Here is a 26,992-nt window from a genome sequence, read left to right as displayed (position 1 = left end):
AGAACGGGTTAATTTTATTATGAGCACATTTGCATCCAAGCGTATTCGTATCGGCGATTTGCTCGTCGAAAAAAATATGATCTCTGAAACACAGCTCCAGCATGCCTTGCAAGAGCAAAAGCTCACCGGCCGAAAACTGGGTGCCACTTTGGTGGAGCTGGGTTATGTAGAAGAAAATGCGTTGCTCAGCTTGTTATCGGCGCAATTAAATATTCCGTTTGTTGAATTAAAGCAATTTCGCTTTGATCGCGATCTTGTACAAAAACTGCCCGAGACCAGCGCTCGCCGTTATCGGGTAATGCTGCTGCGCGAAGACTTTGATGGCCTGTTATTGGGTATGGCTGACCCAACCGATATTTTCTGTCTGGATGAGTTGCAGCGCATTTTGCAAAAAAATCTCAAGCCTGCAGTAGTGCGTGAATCAGAGTTGCTGGATATTCTCGATATCGCTTACACACGAGCCAGTGAAATCGCAACGCTGGCGGGTGAGCTGGATGAAGAGTTGCAAGAATCTGCATTGGATTTGGCGGACTTTGCTGTCGATGCAACCGACAGTGAAGCGCCTGTTGTTAAGCTCCTGCAAAAAATATTTGAAGAGGCAATCAATACCAAAGCATCGGATATCCATATCGAGCCAGACGAAAAAGTATTGCGCATCCGCAACCGTATCGACGGTGTGTTGTTAGAGCAAGTGATGAATGAAAAACGTATTGCTTCTGCATTGGTGGTGCGTTTGAAATTAATGTCGGGCATGGATATTTCAGAAAAGCGGTTGCCGCAAGACGGCCGTTTTAATTTGAAAGTCAAACATCACAATATCGATGTGCGTATTTCCACCATGCCGGTGCAATTTGGTGAGTCTGTGGTCATGCGTTTGCTTGATCAGACCGATGGTGTGCGGCCATTGAGTGATGTAGGAATGCCGCCGCATTTGATTGATCGTTTTCGTAAAGTCATTACTCGCCCACACGGATTGGTGTTGGTTACCGGGCCAACGGGTAGCGGTAAAACCACTACCTTGTACGGCGCGCTTTCAGAATTAAATAAACCGGATAAGAAAATCATTACCGTAGAAGACCCGGTAGAATATCGGCTCCCCCGTATCAGTCAGGTGCAATTGCACGAAAAAATCGGATTGAATTTTGCGAGTGTATTGCGCGCAACCTTGCGTCAAGACCCGGATATTTTGTTAGTCGGCGAGATCCGCGATGCTGAATCAGCTGAGATTGCACTGCGTGCCTCTATGACGGGCCACATGGTGTTATCAACCCTGCACACCAACGATGCAGTGACATCTGCATTACGGTTAATGGATATTGGTGTTGATGGCTATTTGGTAGCAACAGCATTGAAAGCTATTGTGGCACAGCGCCTGGTGCGCCGTATTTGTAACAGCTGTATCCAGCCGCACACACCGGATGCAAACGAACGCCAGTTGCTGGCAACTATCGGCAAAGGGCGCGATTACAGCAGCGTACCGTTTAAACAGGGGGCAGGTTGCCCACATTGTCACAACACAGGTTATCGCGGCCGCATTGGTATTTTTGAAATGCTGGAGCTGAATCATGCCATGGCTGATGCATTGCGTACGAACGACATTAACGCTTTCACCCATGCGGCTAATGCTGTCCCGAATTTCGTCACCTTAAGTGAAGCTGCTTTAGGTTATGCGATAGAAGGCAAAACGACGCTCGAAGAAGTGATGAGTATTTCTGCACAGATAGATGAAATCTAATCCTTAACGTTGAAAGGAGTTGGATGAGTACTGATTATGGCAATCTACGAATTTAAAGGCCGCAATGCAGAAGGTCGGCTCATTACTGGCCAGCTGGATGCCTCCAGTCAGGATGCCGCCGTCAACCAATTATTAGGTCGTGGCATCACACCGGTTGATGTTAATGAATTTATTGAAAAATTAAGTTTGTCTGAGCGTTTTTCCCGCGCGACTAACCGCGGCAAAGTGGAAACCGTTGAGCTGATTATGTTTTGCCGGCAAATGCATACCATTACGCGAGCGGGAATTCCGTTGGTAAAAGGCTTGCGTGGGTTATCGGCATCGTTGCGCAATTATACGTTCCAGCAAACGCTACTCGATGTTATCGAGCGTCTGGAAGCGGGCGTGGAATTATCGACTGCCATGCGCGCGCATCCCAAAATATTCAATAATTTATTTGTCAGTTTGGTGAGCGTAGGTGAAAACTCAGGCCGTTTGGATTTAGTATTCAAGCAGCTCAGTGAATACATGGAACGCGATTTAGCGACCATGAAAAGTATTAAAACAGCGTTACGCTACCCTTCGTTTGTATTGATCGCAATTTCCATCGCCATTGTTATCATCAACATCAAAGTGATTCCAGCATTTGCTGGAATGTTTGAAAAATTCGGCGCACAACTTCCATTGCCAACACGAATTTTGATCGGCATATCGGATTTTTTTGTCAACTACTGGATGTATTTATTCGCTGCGGTTATCGCGGTCACTGCATGGGTATACCACTATGTGAATACGCCGGAAGGCAGCCGGGTATGGGGGCGTAAAAAACTCAAATTGATTGTAGTGGGCGATATTATTGAGCGTGCCTCCCTTGCGCGTTATGCGCGTTCATTTGGATTAATGCTCAATGCAGGCTTGCCGCTTTCCAACGCATTGGAGTTAAGTGCGCGTGCGGTTGATAACCCCTATCTGGGTGACAAAATCCGCAACATCCGTACCGGTGTAGAGCGGGGTGAAGGATTATTTCAAACCCATTTGGTAAGCGGCATGTTTACGCCCTTGGTGTTGCAAATGATTTCGGTAGGGGAGGAGAGTGGTCAGGTCGATGCACTGCTTGCCGAAGTTGCTGCCTTCTATGAAAGCGAAGTGGAATACGATGTAAAGCAACTTAGCGACCGGATCGAGCCCATCATGATCGTCATTATGGCGGGATTTGTAACGGTGCTGGCGCTGGGTATTTTCTTGCCGATGTGGGATATGTACAGCATCCAAAAGTGAGGCGCACTTGATCCAATCCTACCATCACGGGCGGTTTGAGCTTTTTGTTAGCTTAATCGTTATTTCAGTTATTGCGCTGGCGGCATTGGGCCGTTATGCCTTTATGGCAGCAGATGCACGCATGTTGCGCCTGGAGGTTCTATCACACCATTTTATGACGGGCGCAGCGAATGTGCGTGTGCAGTATTTAATGGACAGTATCGCCAATAAAAATCAAGCTTCACAACAACCATTGGTCATCGCCGATAAATTTCTCTATTTCTCGCCACAAGGCTGGCCTGCCTCTGTACAGGGAAGCGTTGCAAACGATTACAAGCCAACCGATGAGGATTGTTACCAGTTGTGGCAGTTGCTTTTGCAAAATCCTGCTCCTATTGCTAAGGGTACGGGGACAAAACCCAATGGCGAATTCCGCTCACTGGCGTATGCCGGAGGTTGCCGTTATCAGTACGAGGATGGCAGTGCTTATTTTGATTACTCTCCCTTAACAGGGCGTTTGGTTTTTATGCCCGAAAGCCCCTAAGTGTTTCAACAGACCGGTAATGTTGGGTCTTAACATTAGTGAACTTATAAACTGGCATTCTTGGGAGTTTTAGCTATATTTCGGTATAAGTAACCTGAGTTTAATCCGCAAGTAGTGAGGCATGCGGCATCATGGATGTTCAGAGTGCAACTCGGCGGTTATGAGTGCGCTATTTTTTCGAAGTTATCTTTTCTTTTATCGGCGTGGAGCTTTGTTATGAAACAACAGTCTGGTTTTACTTTGATTGAGTTGATTGCGGTAATTGTAATTTTAGGCATTTTGGCTGCGACTGCGCTGCCAAAGTTTGTGGATTTATCAGATGCGGCAAATGAGGCAAGTTTGCAAGGTGTGGCTGGCGCATTAGCAAGCGCGTCTGCATTGAACCATGCAAATAATATTGCCCAAGATGCTGGTTTAACCACAACTGGAGTGACAACTGTTGATGGATGCGAAGATGTAGAGGCTTTATTGCAAGGTGGTGACTTACCTGCTGGCATGGCAATCACTGCCAGTGCCACGGCTATTGCAGATAAGGCTACTGCGGTCTGCACCGTGGGATATACCGATACATCAAAAAACCCTGCAACTCTACCTACTTTTATTGCTTATGGTGTTGATGCTGCGGTAGTACCATAATCGTTTCTTCGAGTCTAAATGAATTTATCAAATCGGGGTTTTACGTTAATTGAATTAGTTGCCGTAATGATTCTGGTGGGAATTTTATCGATTACACTTTTTAGTCGTTTAGGTTCAGCTGGAACAGCCCCAGTACAATCAGGCCGCGATGATCTCATCGCGGCTTTGTTTTTTGCGCAGCAGCAAGCCATGATGCGGCCAAATATCACATTAGTACTTACAGCAAATTCGGTCAGTGTTAATGAAGACGGAAACCCGATACCAGTCGGTAGCGATTTTTATCCTTTGGATATGCCCAAAGGTGTAACCCTTCCTGCGCTGACGTTAAGCTATGACAAATTAGGCCGTACAACGGCTACAACAATAACCCTGACCGGTTCAGGCAATAGCAGTGGTGTGAGTGCCACTGTGCAAGTGGATGCCAGCGGCTATGCTTATGCGCCCTAACTACACACTGCATTGCGAACGTGAATCAGGCGTGAGCTTGATCGAGATGATTGTGTTTATTGTGGTGGTCAGCATTGCGCTATTGGCATTGGTGGGGGTTTATCGTCAGGCCACAATCACCAATGTTGATCCAATTGTCCGCACACAAGCGTTGGAAGCGGCGCAGTCCAAACTCGATGAAATTCTTGCATTGAAATACGATGCACAAACTCCAACGGGTGGTATTCCAGCGTGCAATAGTGCACAAGCGGGTTCGGTTGCATGTGACAACATTACCGAGGATAACTACAACGATGTGGACGATTACCATAACCGTACCGAGCTTAATACCCCGGCTGCGGGTTATACACGCAGTGTGAATGTAACCACCAACACAAACATTAAAGTGATTACTGTCAGTGTCACAACACCCACTGGCGAAACAATTTTGCTTGCAGCAGAGCGAGCGAATTTTTAGTGAAACACTATTCGCTGAAAACAAAAGGACTTTCACTCGCTACAGGAATTCGCGCATCAGGTTTTACACTGATTGAATTAATTACGGTTATTGTCCTGCTCTCCATCCTTGCCACTATCGGCACTGGCTTCGTTGTTAAAACAACGGAAGCTTACCAGCGCACCCAAACTCGTGCACTTTTGGTTAATACATCCCGTCAAGCACTTGAGCGCATGACACGGCAATTGCGTGTTGCGCTGCCTTATTCTGTTCGTGCAACTAACGGCGGTAGTTGTTTGGAATTTATGCCAATTGCAGCGGGGGGGAATTATTTTAATCCTGTCCCAGATGCTGAAAATCTTGCGCCGCCAACTGCAACAATTGCTGCATCGCCTGTATCAATCGATTTTGGTTCTGCTGTGCATGTCACGATTGGTGCGATGAGCGCTGATGAAATTTACGGTGGAGCGGCTGTTTCAAGAGCGGGTTATGCGGGTGGAAATATCACCTTAACGGCAGCCACGCGATGGCAACGTAATTCCGTTAACCGGCGGTATTATTTGCTGGATAATCCGCAAGCATTTTGTGTTGTGGGGAATGAATTGCACTTTTATCAGGGCATTGATGTGAATAGTGCGAATGTAACAGTTGGCGGTGCCCATGACATTATTGCGCGCAATATCAGTGCCACCACACCTTTTACACTATTGGCTGGTAGTGAGAATCGAAATACGGCGATAGAGATATCGTTAAATTTTTCCAGCGGTGGCGAAACTATTAATTTCACGCAGAGGGTGCTCATCCGCAATGTGCCCTGATCAATTTTCTTTTAGATGCCATCGCCACCAGCGCGGGTTTTTATTGCCGCTGGCGTTATTTATTCTGGTAGTAATGGGGGTTTTAGCCCTAACGATTTCGCGCACAGCCACACAAACTAATACGGCAACTATTCAGGAGTTAACCAATATCCAATCATTTTATGCGGCAGAGAGTGGTGCGCAGCGTGGTATGCAAGCATTGTTTTTAACAACGACCACGCGTAACGCGACAGATGCAGCTTGTGCCAATATGGCAATCAATCACAATTTTGCGGGTGTGAATGGTTTACAGATGTGTTTCGTAGTAGTGAGTTGTTCTTGCCGATATCAAGATGGTAGTGCATGTGCTCATGGCTCAGCAGCCAACTATTTGCCGGCCTCACCAGTTGGCGTGACAAAAAGTTTTTATACGATTAGAAGTGTTGGCACTTGTGGCCCGGCTGATCACTTTCGTGCCCAGCGTATTATCGAAGTTGGCGCATATCGGGAGCAGGAATAAATGCAAACCTTATTTCATTTTTTCTGTTGTTCGCGTCTAAAAAAATCCCTTCATTTACTGCTGATCATGTTGATTGGATTTTGTTGTTTTGCAAATGCTGCCACTTACAATCTCACCAGTGGTTCCTATCCTCCTTGTAACACCAGTTGGAGTGTTTCAGGCACAACTTACACCTGTAATGGTAATGGCCGGGTGACATTAGCATCCGGTGATATTCTTACTGCCAATACGACGATTACGATTTCAGCGAACAATGGTTTTTCACTGAATAACAATACCATTGGCTCCTCTAGCAACCGGATAAACCTGACATCTACCTATGGCAATGTAGATGCGTCTGGCACTAATACCGTGTTTGGCAATATCACTTCTTCAAGCGGCAATGTGACATTAGTTGGCACCGCGCTCACAGGAACTATTACTACGGGTGGTGCCATTAATTTAACGGGTGGTAGTGTTTCCGGTTTGGTGACCAGTCAAAACCAAACGATTATCACCAATGGTACTAATCTCAGTGGGGGAGCAAGAGGTCATTCCGGAATGAATTTTACCGGTGGCACGCTCTCTGGCAATTTTGTTATGACATCTAATAACCCGCTAACGATGTCTGCAGTGACAATGACCAGCGGCAGTATTTCGGGTTCAAGTAATGCCGTGATTCAAAATGGAAGCCAATTGGGTTCTGCATCATCTCCAATCACGATTACTACAAATACAAATCCTATTATCATTATTAATTCAACGGTGTACGGTAATTTAACCGCGCCAAATTATTCTACAGTTGATCTTACCAATGGCGGCACTGTGTATGGTACATGCCTGCCTAATTCCACACCGGCGAATGCCTGCGGTGCTGCGCCAATTCCTCCTTCACCAATGAATTGTACTTCGGGCACGTCAAGTGGAATTACGGGGTATTATTACAATAATCGCACGCTCACCGAGCCCTCTGCGGCATCGCGTTCGGATGCGCCTATTGATTTCGGCTGGGGCGGTGCAGCGCCTGGCGCAAATGGTATCAATGCCGATAATTTTTCGGTTCGTTGGAGCGGATTTATACGCGCAACCCAAACAGGCGCTTATCGTTTTCAAACAGAATCAGATGATGGTGTGCGTTTGTATATCAATGACACCTTGGTTATCGATCGCTGGAATGATCATTCTGCAACGACGGATACCTCCAGTGATATCAATCTTGTTGCAGGAAATACTTACAAAATCCGTTTGGAATATTATGAAAATGGCGGTGATGCTGTTATTCGTTTGCGTTGGCGCTTACCCGGTTCTGCAACCTATGTTGCTATTCCCGGCGGCCCTTTACCAACAATGGGAGCAGGGTTATATGAATGTACACCTGCGGCCAAACCACCGGTAAGTTCTTGTGCAACTAATTTATCAGCGGGCATCACCGGAAATTATTTCAATAATCAAACGCTGACAAATCCGGTTACTAGCACAAGATGGGACAGTCAAATAAATTTTGATTGGGGAACCGGAGTACCCGGCCCAGCCGGAGTTGGCGACAATAATTTCTCAGTGAGATGGGAAGGGTACATACATGTAACACAATCAGGTGTGCACCGTTTCCAAACCAATTCTGACGATGGTGTACGTCTTACAGTGAACGGTGATTTATTAATTGATCAGTGGAATGACCATCCTGTTACTGCCCATAATTCTGCAGCCGTGAATTTAATTGCGGGCAACAGTTATCCTATCAAATTGGAATATTATGAAAATGGTGGCTTTGCAGTCGCACAATTACGCTGGCAAATACCGGGTAGTGCGTCTTACGTTGCCATTCCTTCGGGGGTTAATGCATCGCCTATTACTGCACCGGGGTTGTATGAGTGCGTGACAACACCCACTGGGTACTTAATTACTCACAATGCAACGGGTATTACCTGCGCTGCAGAGTCAGTGACAGTTACTGCACTGAATTCATCGGGTGTTGTTTACAATCCTCCTGCAGGTACTGAGGTTACATTAAGTACAGACCCAGCTACCGGTGTTTGGGTTGGCGGCACTAATCCATTTGTATTTACTGGTGGAGAGCAAAGCTTTACCCGATATTTGCGGCAAACAACGCCCGGTAATTTAACTATTAGGGCAGAGAGTGCAACGGCTTTCGCTACATCGTCCATTACATTTGTGGATACTGCGCTGAAGATTCAACATAGTTCATCTGTAACTCCAATTCCCACTCAAGTTGCTGGTGTTGATGGCAGTGCAATTGCGAAAGTAATCAGCGCTAATCCGAAAACAGGTGTGTGTGAAGCAAAAGTTGCTTCAAAAACGTTGCCCGTCGATTTAGGGTTTACCTGTAATAATCCAATAAACTGTATTGCACTACAAACTTTATCGATAAATGGTTCATCCATCGCAAAAAACAATAATGGCGCTGCCGTAACCTACACCAGTGTCAATCTGGCGTTTGATGCAAATGGCGAAGCGCCAATGACGATTAATTATTCTGATGTTGGTCAGGTGACGTTGCAGGGGCGCTTAAAAATTGGTGAGCCAGGTAATGATCCGGAAATTACGCTTTTGGCTAGTAGTAATGCATTCGTTGTTAAACCGCATACATTAACAGTAAACAGTATTACTAATTTATCTGATGTGCCGTCTCCACAAACTACTAATACTGGCAATGGATTTATCGCAGCGGGCGAACAATTTAAAGTATTTGTTCAGTCGCGAAATGCGAACGGTGCTGTTACACCGAATTTTGGTAATGAAGCAACATCGGAAAAGGATGCAATTTCTTTGTCAGCTTCAACATTGGTTCATCCTGCGGGAGGAACACTAACCACATTAACTAATACAGGTAGTTTTTCTGCCGCAACTCCTGCGGGAACTTATGTGAATTCAGGTATTAAGTGGGAGCAAGCTGGCAGTATTCGAATTACTCCATCGTTGACTGATAACGATTATTTGTCAGCAGGTAATATTCCTAACTTTAGTGATGGCAATATTGTTGCAGGGCGTTTTTATCCTGAAAAATATAAACTCATTAATACTGACACAATAAAAACCTGTTCATCATTTCATTACATGGGAAAAATTTTTAATGAGGAAGATAATGATCCAGAAACGAAAGGACTTGTTTTTAAATTACAAGCACTTGGTAAGGCGGGTAATGCAGTAAGCAATTATGATACAGCCAAAGGTTATAATACTGCATCCGCTGATTTTTATACGTTTTCAGATACTACGGATCTTTCATCACGTCTTGTCGATAACTTAGGTAATGTATTAACTCCCGGTAATTGGGTAAATGGAGAAATTAATATTAATCAACCAGCTGCTCAATTTGGTCGAGCAGCTACACCAGATGGACCTTATGTAGATGTCACGATTGGTGTAGGGGTAAAAGATTGTTTGGATAGGCGTTCGCTGGAAGGTAAAAACCTCACGCTGGATACTACAGGTGGTAGTAGCTGTGGAGCGCTAACAAATAACGCTTTTCAACTAGCCAAGTTTGATGCACGTTATGGCCGATTACGACTAGATGATGCTTTTGGTCCTGAAACTGCTCGGCTTCCGGTGAATTTTTTAACAGAATATTGGATTACAACAAATACTACTACTGGAGAAGGGCGTTTTATAAGAAATGGAAATGATAGTTGTACAACGATTTCTCATAATGCAGTCACCTATAAAAATAGAGATGGTATTGCGTTGACGCCAGGTGATTTTGTGATGCCATTAACGGGAGGAAGTACGACGGGCACATATCCATTTGGCTCGCCAACAGATGATTTCATATCTTTTAGTGGTGGTGATGCTGGACATTATTTTACAGCGCCTACAAATAAAGCTACTGGCGAGTTCTCTGTGGATATAAATCTTTCGGACTATTCGTGGCTTCGCTACGATTGGAGTCAGGACGGCACTTATGATGATACACCAACAGCACGATTTGGCTTTGGCAGCTACCGCGGCCATGATCGTGTTATTTATTGGCGTGAACGTTTTAACTAAACACTTTTTGTGTAACCAAAAGACAATTTTATGGAAATGACCATTACCACTCCCAGTTTATTGTTCCCGGCAATTTCACTATTGATGCTGGCTTACACTAACCGGTTTGTTACATTGGCGAATGTGATTCGCCAGTTAAGTAATTTAGAGAATGCACCCAGTCGTGACATTGTTATTCGTCAAATTGAAAATTTGCGTACTCGCATGACAGTAATACGGCTTATGCAGGCCTTTGGGGTTTTATCATTTGTATTTTGTACACTGTCGATGTTTTCGTTATTGCTGGGTTTTTATGTGGCAGGTATGTATTTGTTTGCGGCGAGTTTATTGTTGCTGGTTTTATCACTGCTGTTTTCATTTTATGAAGTCAATATTTCAACAACAGCCATTAATATTGAGTTGGAAAAATTTGATGAGGAATTGAAAAAGCGTAAACCTTGATCGACCAGTAAAGGTTTGCTGATATAAAAGAGTATTAAACAAAAAGAGCCACTTATGTGGCTCTTTTTGTTTGAACGGTAGGTTAATTGCTACGTTCTGTTGATGACTCCAACCGAATATCCACGGCCAGTTCATCGGCAATTATGTCCAAGTGATCATAGAGCTCGTTCATATCAACCGATTTGGGTACTTCGATAACCCCTGTTGCTTCAAAAAGTGGCTCACCTGACCAAGGCATACTGGAGCACGCCGTTTCCAGCTCGCCCATGTTAATATGACGGGCAGCAAAAGCTTGGGCGATTTCCCGTACAATGCCTGGCCGGTCATTGCCTACCACACTAAAACTGAATTCCCGGCACTCTGGTTTGTTTATCGTGGTGGCGGTATCTACAACAATCTTAAAACCCAGGGCAGCGAGGTTGGACAGGGCGTTGCGCAGTTCCTGCTGATGTTCGTCGGCTACTGCTACCTGAAGGATTCCAGCAAATTTACCTGCAAGTTGAGCCATGCGGCTTTCCAGCCAGTTACCATGGTGAGTGCTGATTGTTTGTGCAAGTTGTTCTACAACACCCGGACGGTCGTCGCAAAGGACAGTTAAAACTAATTGTGTATTCACGATAGATCCTTATTGTAAAGAAACAGTGTCAAAAAATAGTAATTAACAGCAAAGATTGATTGGACAAAGATACTCCGCTTGCTGCAACAGGACAAGCGAAGCTGATGTGCTTTTTAATCTGATTGAAACCAGTGAGAATTCTCATGATTGTTCCCTATGATCAAATATCAGAGGACGCATTGAAGGGATTGATTGAAGAGTTTATTACTCGCGATGGAACTGATTATGGTTTTGAAGAAGTGCCGCTCAGCATCAAGGTTGAGCAAGTCAAACAGTTATTAAAGCGCCGCGAAGTAGTTGTTGTATTTGATCCTGCTTATGAATCGGTGACTTTGTTGCCCAGGCGTGATGCGGAATTGCTGGAGCAGGGCGCATCAAGTTAATCCGTTATTACACGTAATATTTATTCGATTAAAGAGAAAATTGTGAATCATTTATTTTTACATTGCCGCGCAGGTTTTGAAAAAGAATGCGCCGCCGAAATTACCGATTTGGCTGGTGAAATTGGTATCTATGGTTACAGTAAAACCAAAGATAACAGTGCCTATGTTGTTTTTATCACCCAGATGCCTAATGGCGCTGAAGTATTGATCAAACAACTGCGTTTTACGCAACTGATTTTCGCGCGTCAATGGTTTGCAAGTGATGGTTTGGTTGATGATTTGCCTGTGACTGACCGTGTAACTCCTTTACTTGCTGCAACAGAAAAATTACCGCGTACAAGTGAGTTGGTCATTGAAACTGTCGATACTAATGAAGGTAAAGAATTATCGGGTTTGGGTAAAAAATTTACTGCACCTTTTGAAAAAGCATTGAAGGCGAATAAATTATTTCAACCGAGTAGCCAGTTGCGGTTACATCTGGTTTTTATTTCAGGAACCCAGGCTTATTTGGGAATTAGTTCGATACATAACTCATCGCCGTGGCCAATGGGGATCGCACGCTTGCGTTTGCCAAAAGAAGCGCCGAGTCGAGCGACCTTGAAGCTGGAAGAGGCGTGGCATCATTTTATTCCTGCAAATGATTGGGATGTGCGTTTGGCATCAGGCATGCGCGCAGTAGATTTAGGTGCAGCACCCGGTGGTTGGACATGGCAATTGGTGCAGCGCGGTATGTACGTAGAGGCTGTTGATAATGGCCCGATGGATAAAAATTTACTGGAGACAGGCCAGGTACTGCATATTCTTACCGATGGTTTTTTGTATGAGCCAAAAAAACCTGTGCATTGGTTGGTATGCGATATTGTTGATAAACCCGCGCGCGTGACCAGTATGGTCATTCGTTGGTTTACCAAAAAATATTGCCGTGAAGCCATTTTTAATTTGAAATTACCAATGAAACAGCGCTACCTCGAAGTTAAAAAATGCGAAGAGCGCATACGTGCAGAATTGGAAAAAGCAGGGTTTGGAGTTGAAATTCAATTCAAGCAACTCTTCCACGACCGTGAGGAAGTCACGGGGCATTTGCGTGTTTTTCAAAACGGGAACTAATTTTTTGAGACGATAAAACCGCCTAGTGATAAGCGGTTTTATCGTTATGGTCACTCGCGCTGTGTTGCAATACCCATTCGGTGAGTTGCACCCAATCTTCAATCAGCGTGCGCATCAGTGCCATATGATTCGGCGGTAAATCATTTTGACGTAATGCCGCTTCGCCAATATCGGTTAATGCAGACACTATTTTTCCAATTGTGTGTGCTTTGAGTGATGTCAGTACGTCAGTGTTGAGTAGCATTTCGCCTGTATAGGCTGATTGCAGTTCTTCATAAGAAACCGCTGTAGTGTTGTCGATAGTTTGTTTTATTGCATGCGCCAGTAGAGGATGGTTATTTCGAAGCAGGCGAAAGCTGAGCTCCAATGCTTGGCGACTAAAAAAATCAGAAGGCATATAATCGCTTATCGGTATCCGAGACATCAACGGGATTCCTCGGGAGGTTAAATCTTCTCCAGGATGTTTTTTTCCATTGAGCTAAGAATAGCAATCTTGTAGCTATTTGCTGAAAAGTTTATAGACGATTTAAAACTATGAATGAAACAATTGATAAAAGTTTGGATGCATCGGGTTTAATGTGCCCAGAGCCTGTGATGATGCTGCATAAGATTATGCGTGAAACGGCTGAGGGAAATTTGATCGAAGTGATTGCAACTGATCCATCGACATTAAGGGATATCCCTAAATTTTGTTTATTTCTTGGTCACGAATTGGTTAGCCAGAAAGAACAGGGCGATCAGTATTTTTTTTATATCAGGAAAAACTAGGTTTTTATTTTTTGAAACTTTTAGTTATACAGCTGATTAAAAATAACGCCGCAATAGCGGCGTTATTTTTTGTCATAACACGTATGGAGCTTATTGGATTCCATCCACCAGCATTGATATCGCAGCCATAGCTTCAGGATCTTCGGCTTTGATTTTGTTGGCAATTTGATGTTGGAAAAAGTAGCGGAAGTTTTCATTCGATTGCGCTTCATATAAAGAATCGTCACCCGGTAATACTGGTGTGCTGACAACCTTGGCGGGGTCGCTAATCATCGCGTAGACACTGCCATCAAAATGAAGGCTCCAGCTCACGACTTCCACCAGTGATAGTCGCTTGCTGTCAGGGATGGCCAATACGGCATGAGTACCGATGGTGTCAGGTAGCTCCTGAATTACATCGTCACCGCTATCGCATTGCACTTCGTAATATTCTGCTGCTGTTTCAAGTTCGATAACCTTGTGCATCGGCGCTTCAAAAAAGAGCTCATCAATACCAGGGTCGTAATAACCTTCCCAGTGCCCATTGAGGGGGTCACACAAATCGGGGCAGGGAACTATATCGTTCAGCCAAGGCACCAAGCCGACCACATCGCCATTAGCGCGAAGTCCCCAGCAAAGAATTTTAAGGCTGTAGAGTTTGTCGGAGCTGGTATCGTTAGAGTAAAGCATTTCCAGCCCGTCCAGTTCAGGAGCAAGGCGGATGAAGCGCTCATCGTGAAGGGCCGAATAGGTTTTCCTGGTGAAGAGATCAACCACATTATCCATGTTGTGGCCAGTATCCGAGATCTTCATAATACCACCCCCCTTTATTTGAGGTAGATCCCGCAGGAGCAGAGGGTCCAGCGGGCTCCGACTGATGGTTTTAACGTCACCATCACTATATAAAGTATATGCTAATTCAAAAAAGCACAACTGCTATGGTTGATTTTTATTCCTCGTGCACCTTGGGTGCCTACTTTTACTACAAATAGAACATATACAAGCCTTAGTGCATAAGAGAGTCTTATATGAAGATAGTTGCGGATGAAAACATCCCGCTGGTAGAGGCATTTTTTAGTCGGTTGGGTGAAGTTGTGCGTTTGCCTGGCCGGGTGATGACGGCCGCAGATGTACGCGACGCAGATGCTTTGATTGTGCGTTCAGTAACCAAAGTAAACCCGACACTACTAGACGGTAGTAACGTGAAGTTTGTTGGTACCTGTACCATCGGGGTCGATCACCTTGACCAAGCCTATCTGGATTCAAAGTCTATCCGCTGGGCGAGTGCGCCGGGCTGCAATGCGAATTCAGTTGTCGAGTATGTTTATGCGGCACTCTGCCACCTGAATATTAATTGGCTTCCCGTGAAATTCGGGATTATCGGTTGCGGTAACGTCGGCGGTTTGTTGTGTCAACGCCTCAAGGCGCAGGGGGTCGATGTCCGCTGCTATGACCCTAATTTGACGTCGGCACAAAACCCTGACCTCACCTCGTTGGACGATGTATTGGCATGTGATGTGATAAGCATGCATACACCGCTGGTTACGACAGGTGATCACCCCAGTTTTCATTTGATTGGCCACCGTGAACTGCAACAATTGAAAAAAGGTGCTGTGCTAATTAACTGTGGACGCGGTGCCGTTATCGATAATCAGGCCTTGCTTGAGGTGCTGCAGTCGCGCACTGATTTACGTGTGGTGTTGGATGTGTGGGAGCCTGAGCCTGATATTTCATTGGAGTTGTTGGATAAAGTATTGCTCGGCAGCCCACATATCGCCGGTTACAGTTACGATGGAAAGCTCAACGGTACGGAGATGATTTATCAATCACTCTGTCAGCATCTGAATATTGCTCCACAGGCATCGCTCGCAGAGTTGGTGCCTCCTCTTGAAAACAATCAATTGCGGATTGATGAAAAAAAATCAGCGGGCGATATTTTTGAAATTGCAAAGCAATTAATTCGTCAGGTATACGATATCGAAGCTGATGATGCGCGCTTGCGCGATATCGCAAGGGATGCGATAGCAGGCCGAATTCATTTTGGTGAAGGCTTTGATGGTCTACGAAAATTTTATCCAAAACGCCGCGAGTTTCATAATTATCAGGTGCATCTGGAATCAGTAACGCAAGCCGATAAACAATGGCTGCAAGTATTGGGTTTTTGCTGTGTTTAAATTGGGCTTGATTATTAACCCCTATGCAGGTTTGGGCGGCAGTGTCGGTTTAAAAGGTTCGGATGGTGAATCCATTCGTATGGAAGCGCTTGCGCGCGGTGCTGAAATGCGCGCGCCGCAACGTATGGCTCGCGCACTTCAATTTTTAGTGGAGTTCGCCAATCACATTGAAATTTATTGCTTTGCTGGCGATATGGGTGAGTTTGTCGCCCGCGAGCAGGGCTTCACAACTCACGTGATTGGCGCTGCACAACAACTTCCCAGTGAAGCATCCGATACATGTGCAGCAGCATCTGCATTGATGGATCAATCAGTGGATTTAATTTTGTTTGCAGGCGGTGATGGCACTGCGCGCTTGATCGCAGATATTGTTGGTGTTCGCCAACCCGTGTTGGGTGTTCCTTCCGGTGTGAAAATGCATTCGGGTGTTTATGCTATCTCGCCGGAAGCTGCGGGTGAAATCGTCAAACAATTACTAACGGGACAATTGGTAAATATTGCCGAGCGCGATGTTAAAGATATAGATGAAGACGCATTTCGCAATGGTCAGGTGCGCGCGCGCTTTTACGGCACTTTACTAGTGCCGGAGGATTCGCAATTTCTGCAGCAAGTCAAAAATGCGGGTACAGAGCGCGATGAATTGGCGCAATTGGATGTCGCACAAGAAATGATCCAACAGTTACAGTCAGATACCTTGTATTTAGTTGGTCCTGGATCAACGACGCATTTATTTTTACAAGAGTTAGGTCTTGAAGGCAGTTTGTTAGGTGTAGATATTTTATTCAATAACGAGTTGATCGCGCTTGATGTAACCGCTCCACAAATTCTTGCCCAGCTTGAGAAATTCAACGGGCCGGTAAGAATGATCATTACTGCAATTGGTGGTCAGGGGCATATTCTTGGGCGGGGCAATCAGCAATTTACACCAGATATTATAAAGCGCGTTGGTAGGGATAATATTGTTATCATCGCTGCGCGCGGAAAAATACTCGCGCTAAATGGTAGACCTTTATTGGTGGACACTAATGATCCAACACTGGATCAGTCTTTCTGCGGTTATATGCGTGTGATTACCGGATACAATGAATCTGTTATGTACCAAGTGGGTTATGCCGCTATGGGTAACCAAATATGAATATGCTTGTTGAACGCCTTGAACTGCTCGCAGAAAAAATAGCGGTAAGTGAGTTGATCGATAGTTATCGTGTATTTCATGGCCGTGGACACACATTTCCCGGATTGGAATTTGTGACAGTTGATTTTTTTCAGCCAGTCATATTGGTGACCTTGTTTGCTGAACCACCACATGATTTCCTAATACAGTTGATAAATAAATCACGTTTATTGTTTGAAGCAAACAAAACTGCGTTTTTGATTCAGCGTCGTTATTTGGCCGGTGCACCAAGTGAACTTGTCTGGGGTGCTTTACCAGAGTATTGCGTGGCTCGCCGGCGGCATTTGCAATTTGCTTTGCATTTGGCGCAACAACAAAACAGCGGTTTCTTTTTGGATATGGAACCAGGCAGGGCGTGGATTGAGCAAAATGGCCGGAACAAACGCATACTTAATTTATTTGCCTATACCTGCGCATTCTCGGTCGTTGCTGTTGCGGCAGGCGCAGCATGTGTGGTGAATGTGGATATGAGCAGCGCCGCGCTTAATCTGGGGCGGAGCAATCATTTACGCAATGGTCTGGATAAATCCCGTAGCGAATTTCTTGCCGAAAATATTCTTAAATCCTGGAGCCGAATTAAAAAACGTGGCCCTTACGATGTGGTGGTAATTGATCCTCCCTCTTATCAAAAAGGCAGTTTTATTGCAGAAAAAGATTATGCCAAAGTGATCCGCCGTTTACCTGAGTTAATGCCAGAGGGGGGGATGGTACTCGCTTGCTTAAATGCACCTGAATTAAGTGATGGTTTTTTGAGGCAACTATTTTTGGAAAATTGTGCTTATGCAGAATTCATCGAGCGCTTACATCCGCACAGTGACTTTCCTGATGTCGACCCCGAACAGCAATTAAAATTATTGGTATACCGTTTACCACCTGCAGTGTCTCAAGTGCCGGAGCAGATATAAAGAAACAGATATAAAAAAACCAGCGCGAAGCTGGTTTTTTATATGGAAGTAATATTCATATTATTGCGAATAGCGCGATAAGAAATTGCCGAATCGATGGATTGCTTTGGTCAAATCATCTTCACGCGGTAAAAATACAATACGGAAGTGATCGCGATTAGGCCAGTTAAATGCAGTGCCTTGAACCAGCAAGACTTTTTCCTGCAGCAAGAAGTCCAGAATCATCTGTTGGTCATCTTTAATTTTGTACATGCTCAAATCCAATTTCGGGAACAGATACATAGCGCCTTTGGGTTTTACGCAAGAAAGGCCTGGAATTTCCGCGATAGCTTTTAAGGCGGTATCGCGTTGGTCACGCAAGCGGCCGCCGGGCACAATCAGTTCATTAATACTTTGGTAGCCACCCAATGCGGTCTGGACTGCATACATGGCTGGCACGTTTGCGCACAGGCGCATGGACGACAACATTTCCAAACCTTCGATGTAACTGCGTGCGCGATGTTTTGCACCGCTGATGACCATCCAACCGGAACGGAAGCCTGCCAAGCGGTAAGCTTTTGACAGACCATTGAAGCTCACACACAACACATCTTGCGCAAGGCGGCCCATCGGAATGAATTGCGCATCGTCGTACAAAATCTTGCTGTAAATTTCGTCGGCAAAAATAATCAGGTTGTGACGACGGGCGAGTTCAACGATCGCTTCCAACAATTCTTCGCTGTATACAGCGCCGGTAGGGTTGTTCGGGTTTATAACCACAATACCGCGGGTTCTATCGGTAATTTTGCTTTCAAGATCAGCAAGGTCAGGAAACCAGTCCGATTGCTCGTCACATAAATAGTGGCGAGCCTTGCCGCCAGCCAAATTAACTGCGGCTGTCCACAGTGGATAATCCGGTGCAGGAACCAATACTTCATCGCCATTATTCAACAGCGCTTGCATGGCCATAACAATCAGCTCACTGGCACCGTTCCCGAGAAAAATATCTTCAATATCAACGCCAGGAATGTCCAGGCGCTGACATTCGTGCATGATGGCTTTGCGTGCGGCAAACAGTCCTTTGGATGCGGTGTAGCCCTCGGCGTTGGCCAAGTTATGGATGACGTCCTGGATGATTTCATCCGGCGCAGAAAAACCGAACGGGGCAGGGTTGCCGATGTTCAGTTTAAAAATACGGTGGCCTTCTTCTTCGAGACGGTTAGCATGCTCGAGTACCGGGCCGCGAATGTCATAGCAAACTCCATTGAGTTTGTCGGATTTCTTAATCGGGTTCATTTGCAGTAAGATGCCTTGATTGCGGTAACGCGTGATTGCGGTTGAAAAACAACCGAATAATCGACCTTAACTAGTTGATCTGTCAAGGAAATCCTTATGGCTGATAACGAAAAATTTAACGATGCCTATTGGCGTGAAAAACTAACGCCTGAGCAGTACCGGATTTGCCGGGAAAAGGGCACCGAACGCCCTTTCACGGGGGAATATTGGCAGGAGTTTAGCCCGGGCGATTATCGCTGCCGATGCTGCGGTGAATTGTTATTTGACGCTGATACCAAGTTTGATGCTGGTTGTGGTTGGCCAAGTTTTTATGCTCCTGCCGAGAAAACGGCGATTAAGGAACAATTGGATACCAGCCACGGCATGTATCGGACGGAGGTGTTGTGCCGAAAATGTGATTGTCATTTGGGGCACTTATTTACCGATGGTCCTGAGCCCACCGGCTTACGTTACTGCATTAATTCAGCGTCCATTTTATTTGATAAAAAATAAACCAATGCCGGTTAGCACCGGCATATTTTGTTCACTGCTGGTTGCCTTTTTAATCGCCTCTTTTTTTGCACAATTGCAGGGTTGAGTTGGAATTTGTAAACAAGTGTTAAATGTTCTCTGCTAGCAGGTAATGCCTGACCTTAAATGCGTTTACTCGCGTAATCTCTTATTCATAAAACTTATTTGGTATCTGTGGCAGACACGGATACCCGCTCAACTTTTGCCAATTTCCAGGGAGAAATCTATGTCGTTGTTACCGTACTTTGCCCGAAGAGGCATTGTTCAAGGTGGTGTTGTTCATCGTGGTGTTGTTCAAGGCAGTATTTTTATTGGTTGTGTATTGGTTGGATGGTTTTCCAGCGTTGCTAACGCACAAGCGCCTGCTGCAGTTGAAGTCATTGTCCAAGGGGTTAGCGTTAAAAGTTTAACGACCAATATAGAAGCCTTGGGCACGTTAAAAGCAAATGAGTCGATTTCCTTAACATCTAACGAAACTAAAAAGGTAACGCGGATCAACTTTGAGGACGGCCAGCGTGTGGCCAAAGGGCAAGTCTTGGTAGAAATGACCAGCCGGGAAGAGTCCGCATTGTTGGAGGAGGCTCGTTTTAATGCCGATGAAGCAAAAAAGCAGTTGGATCGCGTGCGCGAGTTGGCCAAACGTGGCGCTGCAGCCCAATCATTGCTTGATCAACGGATACGAGAATTTGAAGCAGCGCGAGCGCGTTACAATGCGACTGAGTCGCGGTTAAAAGATCTGATTTTACTCGCGCCTTTTTCCGGTGTTGTCGGTTTGCGTGAAGTGAGCGTAGGCGCTCTAGTGTCTCCCGGTGACCAAATCACTACGCTGAATGATGATTCCAAAATGAAATTGGATTTCACCGTACCCGCTGTTTATTTGCGCAGTCTGTCAGTGGGCTTGCCTATTGTGGCGAAGAGCCGTGACCTGGGGGATAAGTTATTCAATGGCGAAGTATTTAGTATCGATAACCAGATTGATAATGTGACTCGCTCAATAAAAGTTCGTGCGCTGTTAAGCAACGAAGAGCACGAATTAAAACAGGGTATGTTGATGTTGGTAGATCTAAAGGCGGGCGCGCGTGATGCGCTTGTTATTTCCGAATCGGCATTGGTGCCATTGGGCAGTAATAATTTTGTGTTTGTGCTTAAGCAAGATCAGGGCAGCAGTATTGTTGAGCGTCGCCAAATTTCAATTGGCGAGCGTTTACCCGGCGCTGTAGAAGTGCTGAAAGGTTTGGCTGTTGGGGATAAAGTAGTGACACACGGATTGCAAAAAATCCGCCCGGGACAAAAAGTATCGGTAATGGCAGAAGAAAAACCCGTTGCTGAACACGCTCAGGGTGAAAAGCATTTGTCTGACTTGATTACATCTGAAAATAACTGAGGGTATGACCAATGATGCTCTCGGATTTGTCCATCAAACGACCGGTGTTTGCATCGGTTATTTCTATTTTGCTAATCGCGTTTGGTCTTGTTGCATTTGAGCGTCTGACTTTGCGTGAATACCCCAATATAGATCCGCCCGTTGTTTCCATTCGCACTAGCTATCCTGGTGCAGCAGCGACTATTGTTGAAACCCGTATTACCAAAGTGATTGAAGATCGTATATCCGGTGTTGAAGGCATTCGTTTTATTGAGTCTTCCAGTGAAAACGGAATATCCAACATTGTGGTGCAATTTGATACAGGCCACGATATGGATTCTGCCGCGAATGATATTCGTGACCGCGTCAATGGTGCACTGGGAAATTTACCGATAGAAGCAGAACCGCCCGAAGTACAAAAAGTCAGCTCTGATGAAGATGTCATTCTTTGGTTTAATTTAGCTGGCGAAAATATGACGATGCCGGAGCTGTCCGACTACGCGCAGCGTTATTTAATTGATCGCTTCTCGGTAATTGATGGTGTTGCACGTGTGCGCATCGGAGGTGAGCAGCGCTATGCCATGCGTATCTGGCTGGACAGGCGCGAATTAGCTGCGCGGGATCTCACCGTAAATGATGTTGAATCGGCTTTGCGCGCAGAAAATATTGAATTGCCAGCGGGCAGTATTGAATCACTTGAGCGGCAATTTACTGTGCGAATGGCGCGTTCATATCGCACAGTGGAGCAATTTAATCAGTTGGCCGTCAAGCGCGGATCTGATGGGCATCTAATTCGATTGGGTGATATTGCAAAAGTAGAAAAAGGCACTGAAGAAGATCGCAACTTATTTCGCGGTAATGGTGTCACTCAGGTGGGCATAGGAATTGTTAAACAATCCACTGCTAATACAATTGATGTTGCGCGCGGTGCAAAACTGGAACGCGATAAAATCAATGAAATTTTGCCTAAGGGCATGAAACTGGAAGATAGTTACGATAGCTCGGTATTTGTTGAACGCGCTATTCACGAGGTGTATATCACCTTGGGCATTGCGATTGCGTTGGTTGTATTAGTCATTTATTTATTTCTTGGCAGCATTCGCGCAATGTTGGTGCCTGCGGTCGCTGTGCCTGTTTCAATTATTGCAACTTTTACTGTTCTGGCTGTGCTTGGGTTTTCGGTCAATATGCTGACATTGTTGGCGTTGGTGCTGGCCATTGGGTTGGTTGTGGATGATGCGATTGTCGTGCTTGAAAATATTGTCCGGCACGTTGAAGAGAAAGGTAAATCGCCTCTGCTCGCTGCCTTTGATGGTACACGTGAAGTTGGTTTTGCCGTGATCGCGACCACCTTGGTGTTGATTGCGATTTTTGTGCCTATCGTATTTTTGAAAGGTGATGTTGGTAGATTGTTCTCTGAGTTTGCCATTACGATGGCGGCTGCCGTGGGCTTTTCATCGCTGATTGCGTTAACACTATCGCCAATGCTTGCTTCAAAAGTATTGGTGCGCAATGAAAATAAAAACAGTTTTGTTGAGCATATTAATCGCTGGATGTTGCGCCTGCGCGTGAAATACCAAAATGGAATTCGCGCGTGTTTGCGTCGCTCAAAGTTGGTCATTACAAGCTTTTCATTATTATTGCTGGGATGTTTTTTTCTTGCGCAGCAAATTCCGTCTGAATATGCACCGCGTGAAGACAGGGGAACATTCTTTGTCATGGTAAATGGCCCCGAAGGTGCCAGTTACGCTTATATGGAAGAATACATGACGGAAATTGAAAACCGCATGATGCAATATGTGGACAAAGGTGATATCAGCCGGTTAATGGTGCGTGCTCCGCGTGGTTTTGGCGCAATTGAAAGTTTTAACTCCGGCATGATTATCGCCGTGATGAATGACTGGAGCGAACGCCGTGGAGCATTTGTGGTGATGGATGAGATCCGCCAGAAACTTGCTGATTTACCGGGCGTGACTGCAGCGCCGGTGATGCGTCAGGGTTTTGGCTCACAAGCGACCAAACCAGTGCAGTTTGTATTGGGTGGCGGCACCTACGAAGAACTGGCGCAGTGGCGCGATATTCTGTTGGAAAAATTGGAGCAGAATAATCCTGGCTTGGTAGGTATCGATTGGGATTACAAAGAAACCAAGCCACAAGTTGAAGTGATGATTGATACCAATCGCGCCGCTGATTTGGGTGTGAGCGTCAATAACATCGGTCGTACGCTTGAGGCGATGTTAGGTTCCCGCCGTGCAACAACCTATATCGATGATGGTGAAGAGTACGATGTTATTTTGCAAGGGGAGCGGGATGAGCAACGCACCACGACCAGTTTACAAAATATGTACGTTCGCTCCGAGCGCTCTGGTGAATTAATTCCTTTGTCCAATTTGGTTACATTAAAAGAAGTGGCCGATGCGAGTCGCTTGAATCGCTACAATCGTATGCGTTCATTGACTATTGAAGCTAACCTTGCTGATAACCTTGCACTAGGTGATGCGCTTGCACATTTAAATGGTCTTGTGCGTGAGCATTTGCCGTCTACAGCGATGGTTGATTACAAAGGGCTTTCACGTGATTTCCAATCCGCAGGCAGCTCGGTAATGTTTATTTTCCTGCTCGGGATTTTAATTACTTTTCTGGTATTGGCTGCGCAGTTTGAAAGTTATATTCATCCATTTGTGATCATGCTGACAGTACCACTAGCAATTCTAGGTGGGATGTTAGGCCTATATTTGTCTGATAGTAGTTTTAATCTCTACTCCCAGATTGGTTTGATTATGTTGATTGGATTGGCTGCTAAAAACGGAATTTTAATTGTCGAGTTTGCCAATCAGTTGCGTGACCGTGGAGTGGTATTTACGGATGCGTTACTGGAGGCATCGTCTGCACGTTTGCGTCCCATTTTGATGACTAGCCTGACTGCGGTAGCGGGTGCTATACCATTGGTGATTTCATCGGGTGCCGGTGCAGAAACACGGTTTGTTATCGGTATTGTTGTTATTTCCGGCGTATTGGTTGCTACTGTGTTAACGCTATTTTTAGTGCCTGTTGCTTATAGCTTATTGGCTCGTAATACAGGTTCACCAGGTGATGTAGAGCGTAGATTGTTGCAAGAGCAAGCGCGCTATGCGGGTGATGAGGACTAATATTTTTTATTCATAATCAGGTGAGTGGAAATCCTAATTATGTTGGAATTTCCACTCATCCTACTATGAAGAATGAGACCTGACGTGTTGTTTAATGCGTGTGGTCACTGTGCTGATTTTGATAGTTAGGATCAACATCCGCAGGATGAATTGCATCGGTCACTGATGTATCTTGCTTAAATAATAATTGACTCGATGCAATCCAACCTTTGTTCCCGTGAGCCTGAATAACAAAGTGTCCATCAGGCGTATCCATTCCGCCAACCGTTAAATGTTCTCCTCGTGTAAAGCTCACCTGATAGCGTTGCCCATCATTGCCTTCAATATGTCCATACCAGCTAATACTGTTGTAATCGTGTTTTTCAATCCTATCGATAGTGACTTTATACTCGTTGGATTTTTCATCGACACGCATGTTGACTTGATCTCCCGGCATCAAAGTTTCAATTTTTAAACTATCCAGCTCAATAAATTGTCTGCCGTCATTAAATTCTTCTTCTGCCAAGGGCAGTTCACGATGGATGGTGTCGGTTGCAGTCCAGGTGGTTGTGCGTTTAGCTGCTGCGGCAACATCTTCAGAATTAAAGTGTTGATTAGGCCGTCGTGCATGCATTGTAGTTAAGCGTTTTTTTAGCTCTGTGTTTACATCTGGTTGATTGATCGATTCGCTGCCGATTTTTTCAGAACTCATATGGTGTGGCGAAGTATTGGAAACTTGAGTGATGGAAATGGCATTTTCATTTTTTATCGATGACGGTTCAACTTTTACAGGCGCAATTTTTTGCTCGGGTTTGGTAAGAAAATAAAAAGTGGCGATAACCACGGTGCCGATCATGATTGTTCTTAGCCATAAGCGCTGCTGGGTTTTCATAAGACATCCCGTTGTTATCAGTATTGTGTTTTCACATCGCAGTATTTTTTACATTGCAGTATTTTTATAGTGCAATTCAATAGATGAATATTGGTGAACAGGAGCCTGTTTCTGCATAGTTAATCGCAGGCTCCTGTGCGCTATTCATTAACGCTTGATGCGTATCCAGTTAATATTCCAGCCGCCGGCTTTGGCAAAAACACCAAAATTATAAGTGCCTGCATTGATTTGTACGTTGTGGGAAATGGTTGTCCAGGTTTGCCAACCACCCGTTGCCGGAATAGCGAGTTCCCCCAATAAAATGCCACCACCATTTAAATCGGCTGAGAGCCTTCCGCCACTGGGGCTCGCAACACGGTACTCAATTGTGTAAGTACCAGATGTTGGAATTACAACATTGTTGTAAGCCATCCAATCATTGGTTTCGATCCAGCCAACATTCAACCCGCCACCAGTATCTGTGGTGGTTTCAGTTTGCACGCCATTGTTGGCGAAATAATTTTCTGCTTGGATCAGCGTATTAAAATTTCCCGTGCTTTCGATCACAATTGAGCTGGCGCTATCATTAAAACCTTCATTGACAAGACAATTATCATCGCCGGTTTTGGTCAACGCATTACCCGTGAAGTTGTCGTGCTGATAGAGAGTGACGCTGTGGCCTGCTTGTACCCGCAGTGATGAAATATCGTCGTTAGCAATTCCGCGCGTTTGTAGTTGACTCAATGTATAGCGGCCTACCGGAAGACCAATGGTGTAACCACCGTAATCACAGTGTTGTGAAACTTGCACTGGACCAGATGACCCCATAGTTGGCCTGAATGCAGCGATTTCGTCGCGGACATTGTGAATCGCGAGTGCGCCATAAGCTTCATTTGCTTGACCCACAGGTATTCCGCATGGAAGTCCGCGACAAGTGAGGTTGGGGTTAGAGAAACGATTGACGCGCGTTGTGTTAAACACGCCTTCATAGGCCATGATGTCTACGAATACGTTATCGACACCATAACCAACACCGTAGCGAAAACGAGCACCAGAAGTATCTCCCTGTTTGCGTGAGTGGTTCAGTCCCATGTTATGCCCCAATTCATGCGCAACCACCATAGGGCCGCACCCGGGAGCACTGACATTCCATGTCCAGTTTTTATCCACCGCAACATATCCAACACCGCAAGCCCCTTTTTGATGGAGCTGGGTAACAAAGTCAGCTCCCAATTGGTCGCGTAAGGCAATCGCTGCGTTATTAACACGTAAATTGCCAAGCACTGCGCCCATGTCTGCGCCTGCTTGTTCCATTTCACGTACCCCCACTAAACGCAATTGCACATCTATTTGGCTATCGGCGTAGGCTGCATTGATTTGGTTGACCCAGTTATTCATAGCGGTTTGAGGATCGCCGCCAAAATAGTTTTTGGTGAAGTTGTCATAGAGCACAAGCAAATCGACAGTAGCTGCCTGTGCGGTAGTGTTGAGTGTGCAGCTGGTGATTCCTGCCAGAAGCAGGTGTTTGGCGGCTTTTTTGGCGCGATGAAGGTTCATTGCATTTCCTCTTAATTATTGTGTGATGAGTCTTTGAATGCGAAAAGACGGCGATTCCAATCGCCCAAGGATTGGATGCCGGTTGTGCGAGGGACAACAGGCAACAGCTGCCGATTTCGTTTATGGCAAATCGATTAGTGTTGCTAACCAAGCGGATGACAACGTTATCATTCGGTGAATTTGATAATTGCAGGCTGCGTCACAGGCTTTAAAGGGTGCCAGTGGTTTGCGTAAAGTGGGAATTTTATAGCGGTGAAGTTTGGATAATTATCCTGAGTAGGACAGTCCCATTTTTTATGGAAGATGTGAAACGTTAAAGCGTTGCGTTGTTCGACTTTTGGAAAAGAGGCAAGTTTCAAGCCGCAGTTATACTTGCGAGCAAAAGAGCGGTGCTCTTTTAAAAATA

Annotated in this window: 25 protein-coding genes; 19 read left to right on the top strand and 6 right to left on the bottom strand. The window is 45.3% G+C overall.

The annotated features are described in order from the left end of the window. Nucleotides 1-19 precede the first annotated feature (19 nt). The 10 genes from B2739_RS11835 to B2739_RS11790 all read left to right on the top strand — a co-directional run bounded on the left by B2739_RS11835 (nt 20) and on the right by B2739_RS11790 (nt 10,776). Nucleotides 20-1,735, top strand: a complete 1,716-nt coding sequence (locus B2739_RS11835; RefSeq protein WP_331346063.1) for a GspE/PulE family protein — start codon at nt 20-22, stop codon at nt 1,733-1,735. A 36-nt stretch (nt 1,736-1,771) separates the two neighbouring features. Further along, on the top strand, nt 1,772-2,992 hold the full coding sequence (locus B2739_RS11830; RefSeq protein WP_331346062.1) for a type II secretion system F family protein: 1,221 nt from the start codon (nt 1,772-1,774) through the stop codon (nt 2,990-2,992). A gap of 7 nt (nt 2,993-2,999) precedes the next feature. Continuing rightward, complete coding sequence (locus B2739_RS11825) at nt 3,000-3,515, top strand: hypothetical protein (protein ID WP_331346061.1); 516 nt, start codon at nt 3,000-3,002, stop codon at nt 3,513-3,515. A gap of 144 nt (nt 3,516-3,659) precedes the next feature. Further along, nucleotides 3,660-4,151 carry a type II secretion system protein gene (locus tag B2739_RS11820; RefSeq protein ID WP_331346060.1) on the top strand — a complete coding sequence of 164 codons (492 nt, stop codon included), beginning with the start codon at nt 3,660-3,662 and terminating at the stop codon, nt 4,149-4,151. Nucleotides 4,152-4,169: 18 nt separating this feature from the next. Then, on the top strand, nt 4,170-4,598 hold the full coding sequence (locus B2739_RS11815) for a type II secretion system protein (protein ID WP_331346059.1): 429 nt from the start codon (nt 4,170-4,172) through the stop codon (nt 4,596-4,598). Beyond that, nucleotides 4,582-5,055 (top strand): MSHA biogenesis protein MshD, encoded by a 474-nt coding sequence (locus tag B2739_RS11810; RefSeq protein ID WP_331346058.1) that lies wholly within the window; start codon nt 4,582-4,584, stop codon nt 5,053-5,055. Before B2739_RS11815 ends, B2739_RS11810 begins: the two co-directional genes overlap by 17 nt. Further along, complete coding sequence (locus B2739_RS11805) at nt 5,055-5,852, top strand: type II secretion system protein (protein ID WP_331346057.1); 798 nt, start codon at nt 5,055-5,057, stop codon at nt 5,850-5,852. The genes B2739_RS11810 and B2739_RS11805 overlap by 1 nt, the downstream gene beginning before the upstream one ends. Before the next feature lie 73 nt (nt 5,853-5,925). Continuing rightward, nucleotides 5,926-6,351, top strand: a complete 426-nt coding sequence (locus B2739_RS11800) for an MSHA biogenesis protein MshP (protein WP_331346056.1) — start codon at nt 5,926-5,928, stop codon at nt 6,349-6,351. Next, the gene (locus B2739_RS11795) at nt 6,352-10,335 is read left to right on the top strand and encodes a DUF6701 domain-containing protein (RefSeq protein ID WP_331346055.1); all 3,984 of its coding nucleotides are present in this window, start codon (nt 6,352-6,354) and stop codon (nt 10,333-10,335) included. 30 nt (nt 10,336-10,365) lie between these two features. Next, the gene (locus tag B2739_RS11790) at nt 10,366-10,776 is read left to right on the top strand and encodes a DUF2721 domain-containing protein (RefSeq protein WP_049629557.1); all 411 of its coding nucleotides are present in this window, start codon (nt 10,366-10,368) and stop codon (nt 10,774-10,776) included. Between the two features lie 82 nt (nt 10,777-10,858). On the opposite strand, the gene B2739_RS11785 is transcribed toward B2739_RS11790, so the two are convergent. Next, nucleotides 10,859-11,392, bottom strand: a complete 534-nt coding sequence (locus B2739_RS11785; protein WP_331346054.1) for a glycine cleavage system protein R — start codon at nt 11,390-11,392, stop codon at nt 10,859-10,861. Between the two features lie 143 nt (nt 11,393-11,535). Here B2739_RS11785 and B2739_RS11780 point away from each other — a divergent pair, with 143 nt between their 5' ends. Then, complete coding sequence (locus B2739_RS11780) at nt 11,536-11,775, top strand: YheU family protein (RefSeq protein WP_331346053.1); 240 nt, start codon at nt 11,536-11,538, stop codon at nt 11,773-11,775. A 42-nt stretch (nt 11,776-11,817) separates the two neighbouring features. Then, nucleotides 11,818-12,882: a 23S rRNA (cytidine(2498)-2'-O)-methyltransferase RlmM gene (gene rlmM / locus B2739_RS11775; protein ID WP_331346052.1), complete on the top strand. Its 1,065-nt coding sequence runs from the start codon at nt 11,818-11,820 to the stop codon at nt 12,880-12,882. Nucleotides 12,883-12,904: 22 nt separating this feature from the next. On the opposite strand, the gene B2739_RS11770 is transcribed toward rlmM, so the two are convergent. Next, a complete protein-coding gene (locus B2739_RS11770; protein ID WP_331346051.1) occupies nt 12,905-13,306 on the bottom strand; it encodes a hypothetical protein in 402 nt (133 codons plus the stop codon). A gap of 110 nt (nt 13,307-13,416) precedes the next feature. On the opposite strand from B2739_RS11770, the gene tusA reads away from it, so the two are divergent. After that, nucleotides 13,417-13,650, top strand: coding sequence for a sulfurtransferase TusA (gene tusA, locus B2739_RS11765; RefSeq protein ID WP_331346050.1), 234 nt, complete (start codon nt 13,417-13,419; stop codon nt 13,648-13,650). 90 nt (nt 13,651-13,740) lie between these two features. On the opposite strand, the gene B2739_RS11760 is transcribed toward tusA, so the two are convergent. After that, nucleotides 13,741-14,442: a hypothetical protein gene (locus tag B2739_RS11760; RefSeq protein WP_331346049.1), complete on the bottom strand. Its 702-nt coding sequence runs from the start codon at nt 14,440-14,442 to the stop codon at nt 13,741-13,743. 215 nt (nt 14,443-14,657) lie between these two features. Between B2739_RS11760 and pdxB the strand changes: the two genes are divergently transcribed. From pdxB to B2739_RS11745, 3 genes are read left to right on the top strand one after another with little or no spacing between them, the layout of a single operon-like run. Then, on the top strand, nt 14,658-15,803 hold the full coding sequence (gene pdxB, locus B2739_RS11755) for a 4-phosphoerythronate dehydrogenase PdxB (RefSeq protein WP_331346048.1): 1,146 nt from the start codon (nt 14,658-14,660) through the stop codon (nt 15,801-15,803). After that, nucleotides 15,796-16,938: an ATP-NAD kinase family protein gene (locus tag B2739_RS11750; protein WP_331346047.1), complete on the top strand. Its 1,143-nt coding sequence runs from the start codon at nt 15,796-15,798 to the stop codon at nt 16,936-16,938. The genes pdxB and B2739_RS11750 overlap by 8 nt, the downstream gene beginning before the upstream one ends. Next, nucleotides 16,935-17,882: a class I SAM-dependent methyltransferase gene (locus B2739_RS11745; RefSeq protein WP_331346046.1), complete on the top strand. Its 948-nt coding sequence runs from the start codon at nt 16,935-16,937 to the stop codon at nt 17,880-17,882. The genes B2739_RS11750 and B2739_RS11745 overlap by 4 nt, the downstream gene beginning before the upstream one ends. A 60-nt stretch (nt 17,883-17,942) precedes the next feature. Here B2739_RS11745 and B2739_RS11740 read toward each other — a convergent pair whose 3' ends face one another. Continuing rightward, nucleotides 17,943-19,157: a pyridoxal phosphate-dependent aminotransferase gene (locus tag B2739_RS11740; RefSeq protein WP_331346045.1), complete on the bottom strand. Its 1,215-nt coding sequence runs from the start codon at nt 19,155-19,157 to the stop codon at nt 17,943-17,945. Nucleotides 19,158-19,253: 96 nt separating this feature from the next. Here B2739_RS11740 and msrB point away from each other — a divergent pair, with 96 nt between their 5' ends. From msrB to B2739_RS11725, 3 genes are all read left to right on the top strand, one after another. Further along, nucleotides 19,254-19,649 carry a peptide-methionine (R)-S-oxide reductase MsrB gene (msrB, locus tag B2739_RS11735; RefSeq protein ID WP_331346044.1) on the top strand — a complete coding sequence of 132 codons (396 nt, stop codon included), beginning with the start codon at nt 19,254-19,256 and terminating at the stop codon, nt 19,647-19,649. A gap of 244 nt (nt 19,650-19,893) precedes the next feature. Then, on the top strand, nt 19,894-21,051 hold the full coding sequence (locus tag B2739_RS11730) for an efflux RND transporter periplasmic adaptor subunit (RefSeq protein WP_331346043.1): 1,158 nt from the start codon (nt 19,894-19,896) through the stop codon (nt 21,049-21,051). Nucleotides 21,052-21,062: 11 nt separating this feature from the next. Further along, nucleotides 21,063-24,179, top strand: a complete 3,117-nt coding sequence (locus B2739_RS11725; protein WP_331346042.1) for an efflux RND transporter permease subunit — start codon at nt 21,063-21,065, stop codon at nt 24,177-24,179. A 91-nt stretch (nt 24,180-24,270) separates the two neighbouring features. On the opposite strand, the gene B2739_RS11720 is transcribed toward B2739_RS11725, so the two are convergent. Further along, nucleotides 24,271-25,050, bottom strand: a complete 780-nt coding sequence (locus B2739_RS11720; RefSeq protein WP_331346041.1) for a hypothetical protein — start codon at nt 25,048-25,050, stop codon at nt 24,271-24,273. Nucleotides 25,051-25,197: 147 nt separating this feature from the next. Next, entirely contained in the window at nt 25,198-26,586 is a 1,389-nt protein-coding gene (locus tag B2739_RS11715) for a carbohydrate-binding protein (RefSeq protein ID WP_331346040.1), read from the bottom strand. Nucleotides 26,587-26,992: the final 406 nt, after the last annotated feature.

The sequence above is a fragment of the Cellvibrio sp. UBA7661 genome, from assembly GCA_002483365.1.
Taxonomy (GTDB): Bacteria; Pseudomonadota; Gammaproteobacteria; order Pseudomonadales; family Cellvibrionaceae; genus Cellvibrio.
Note: the sequence above shows the minus strand (reverse complement) of the source record. Positions and strands in the feature narration are given on the sequence as shown.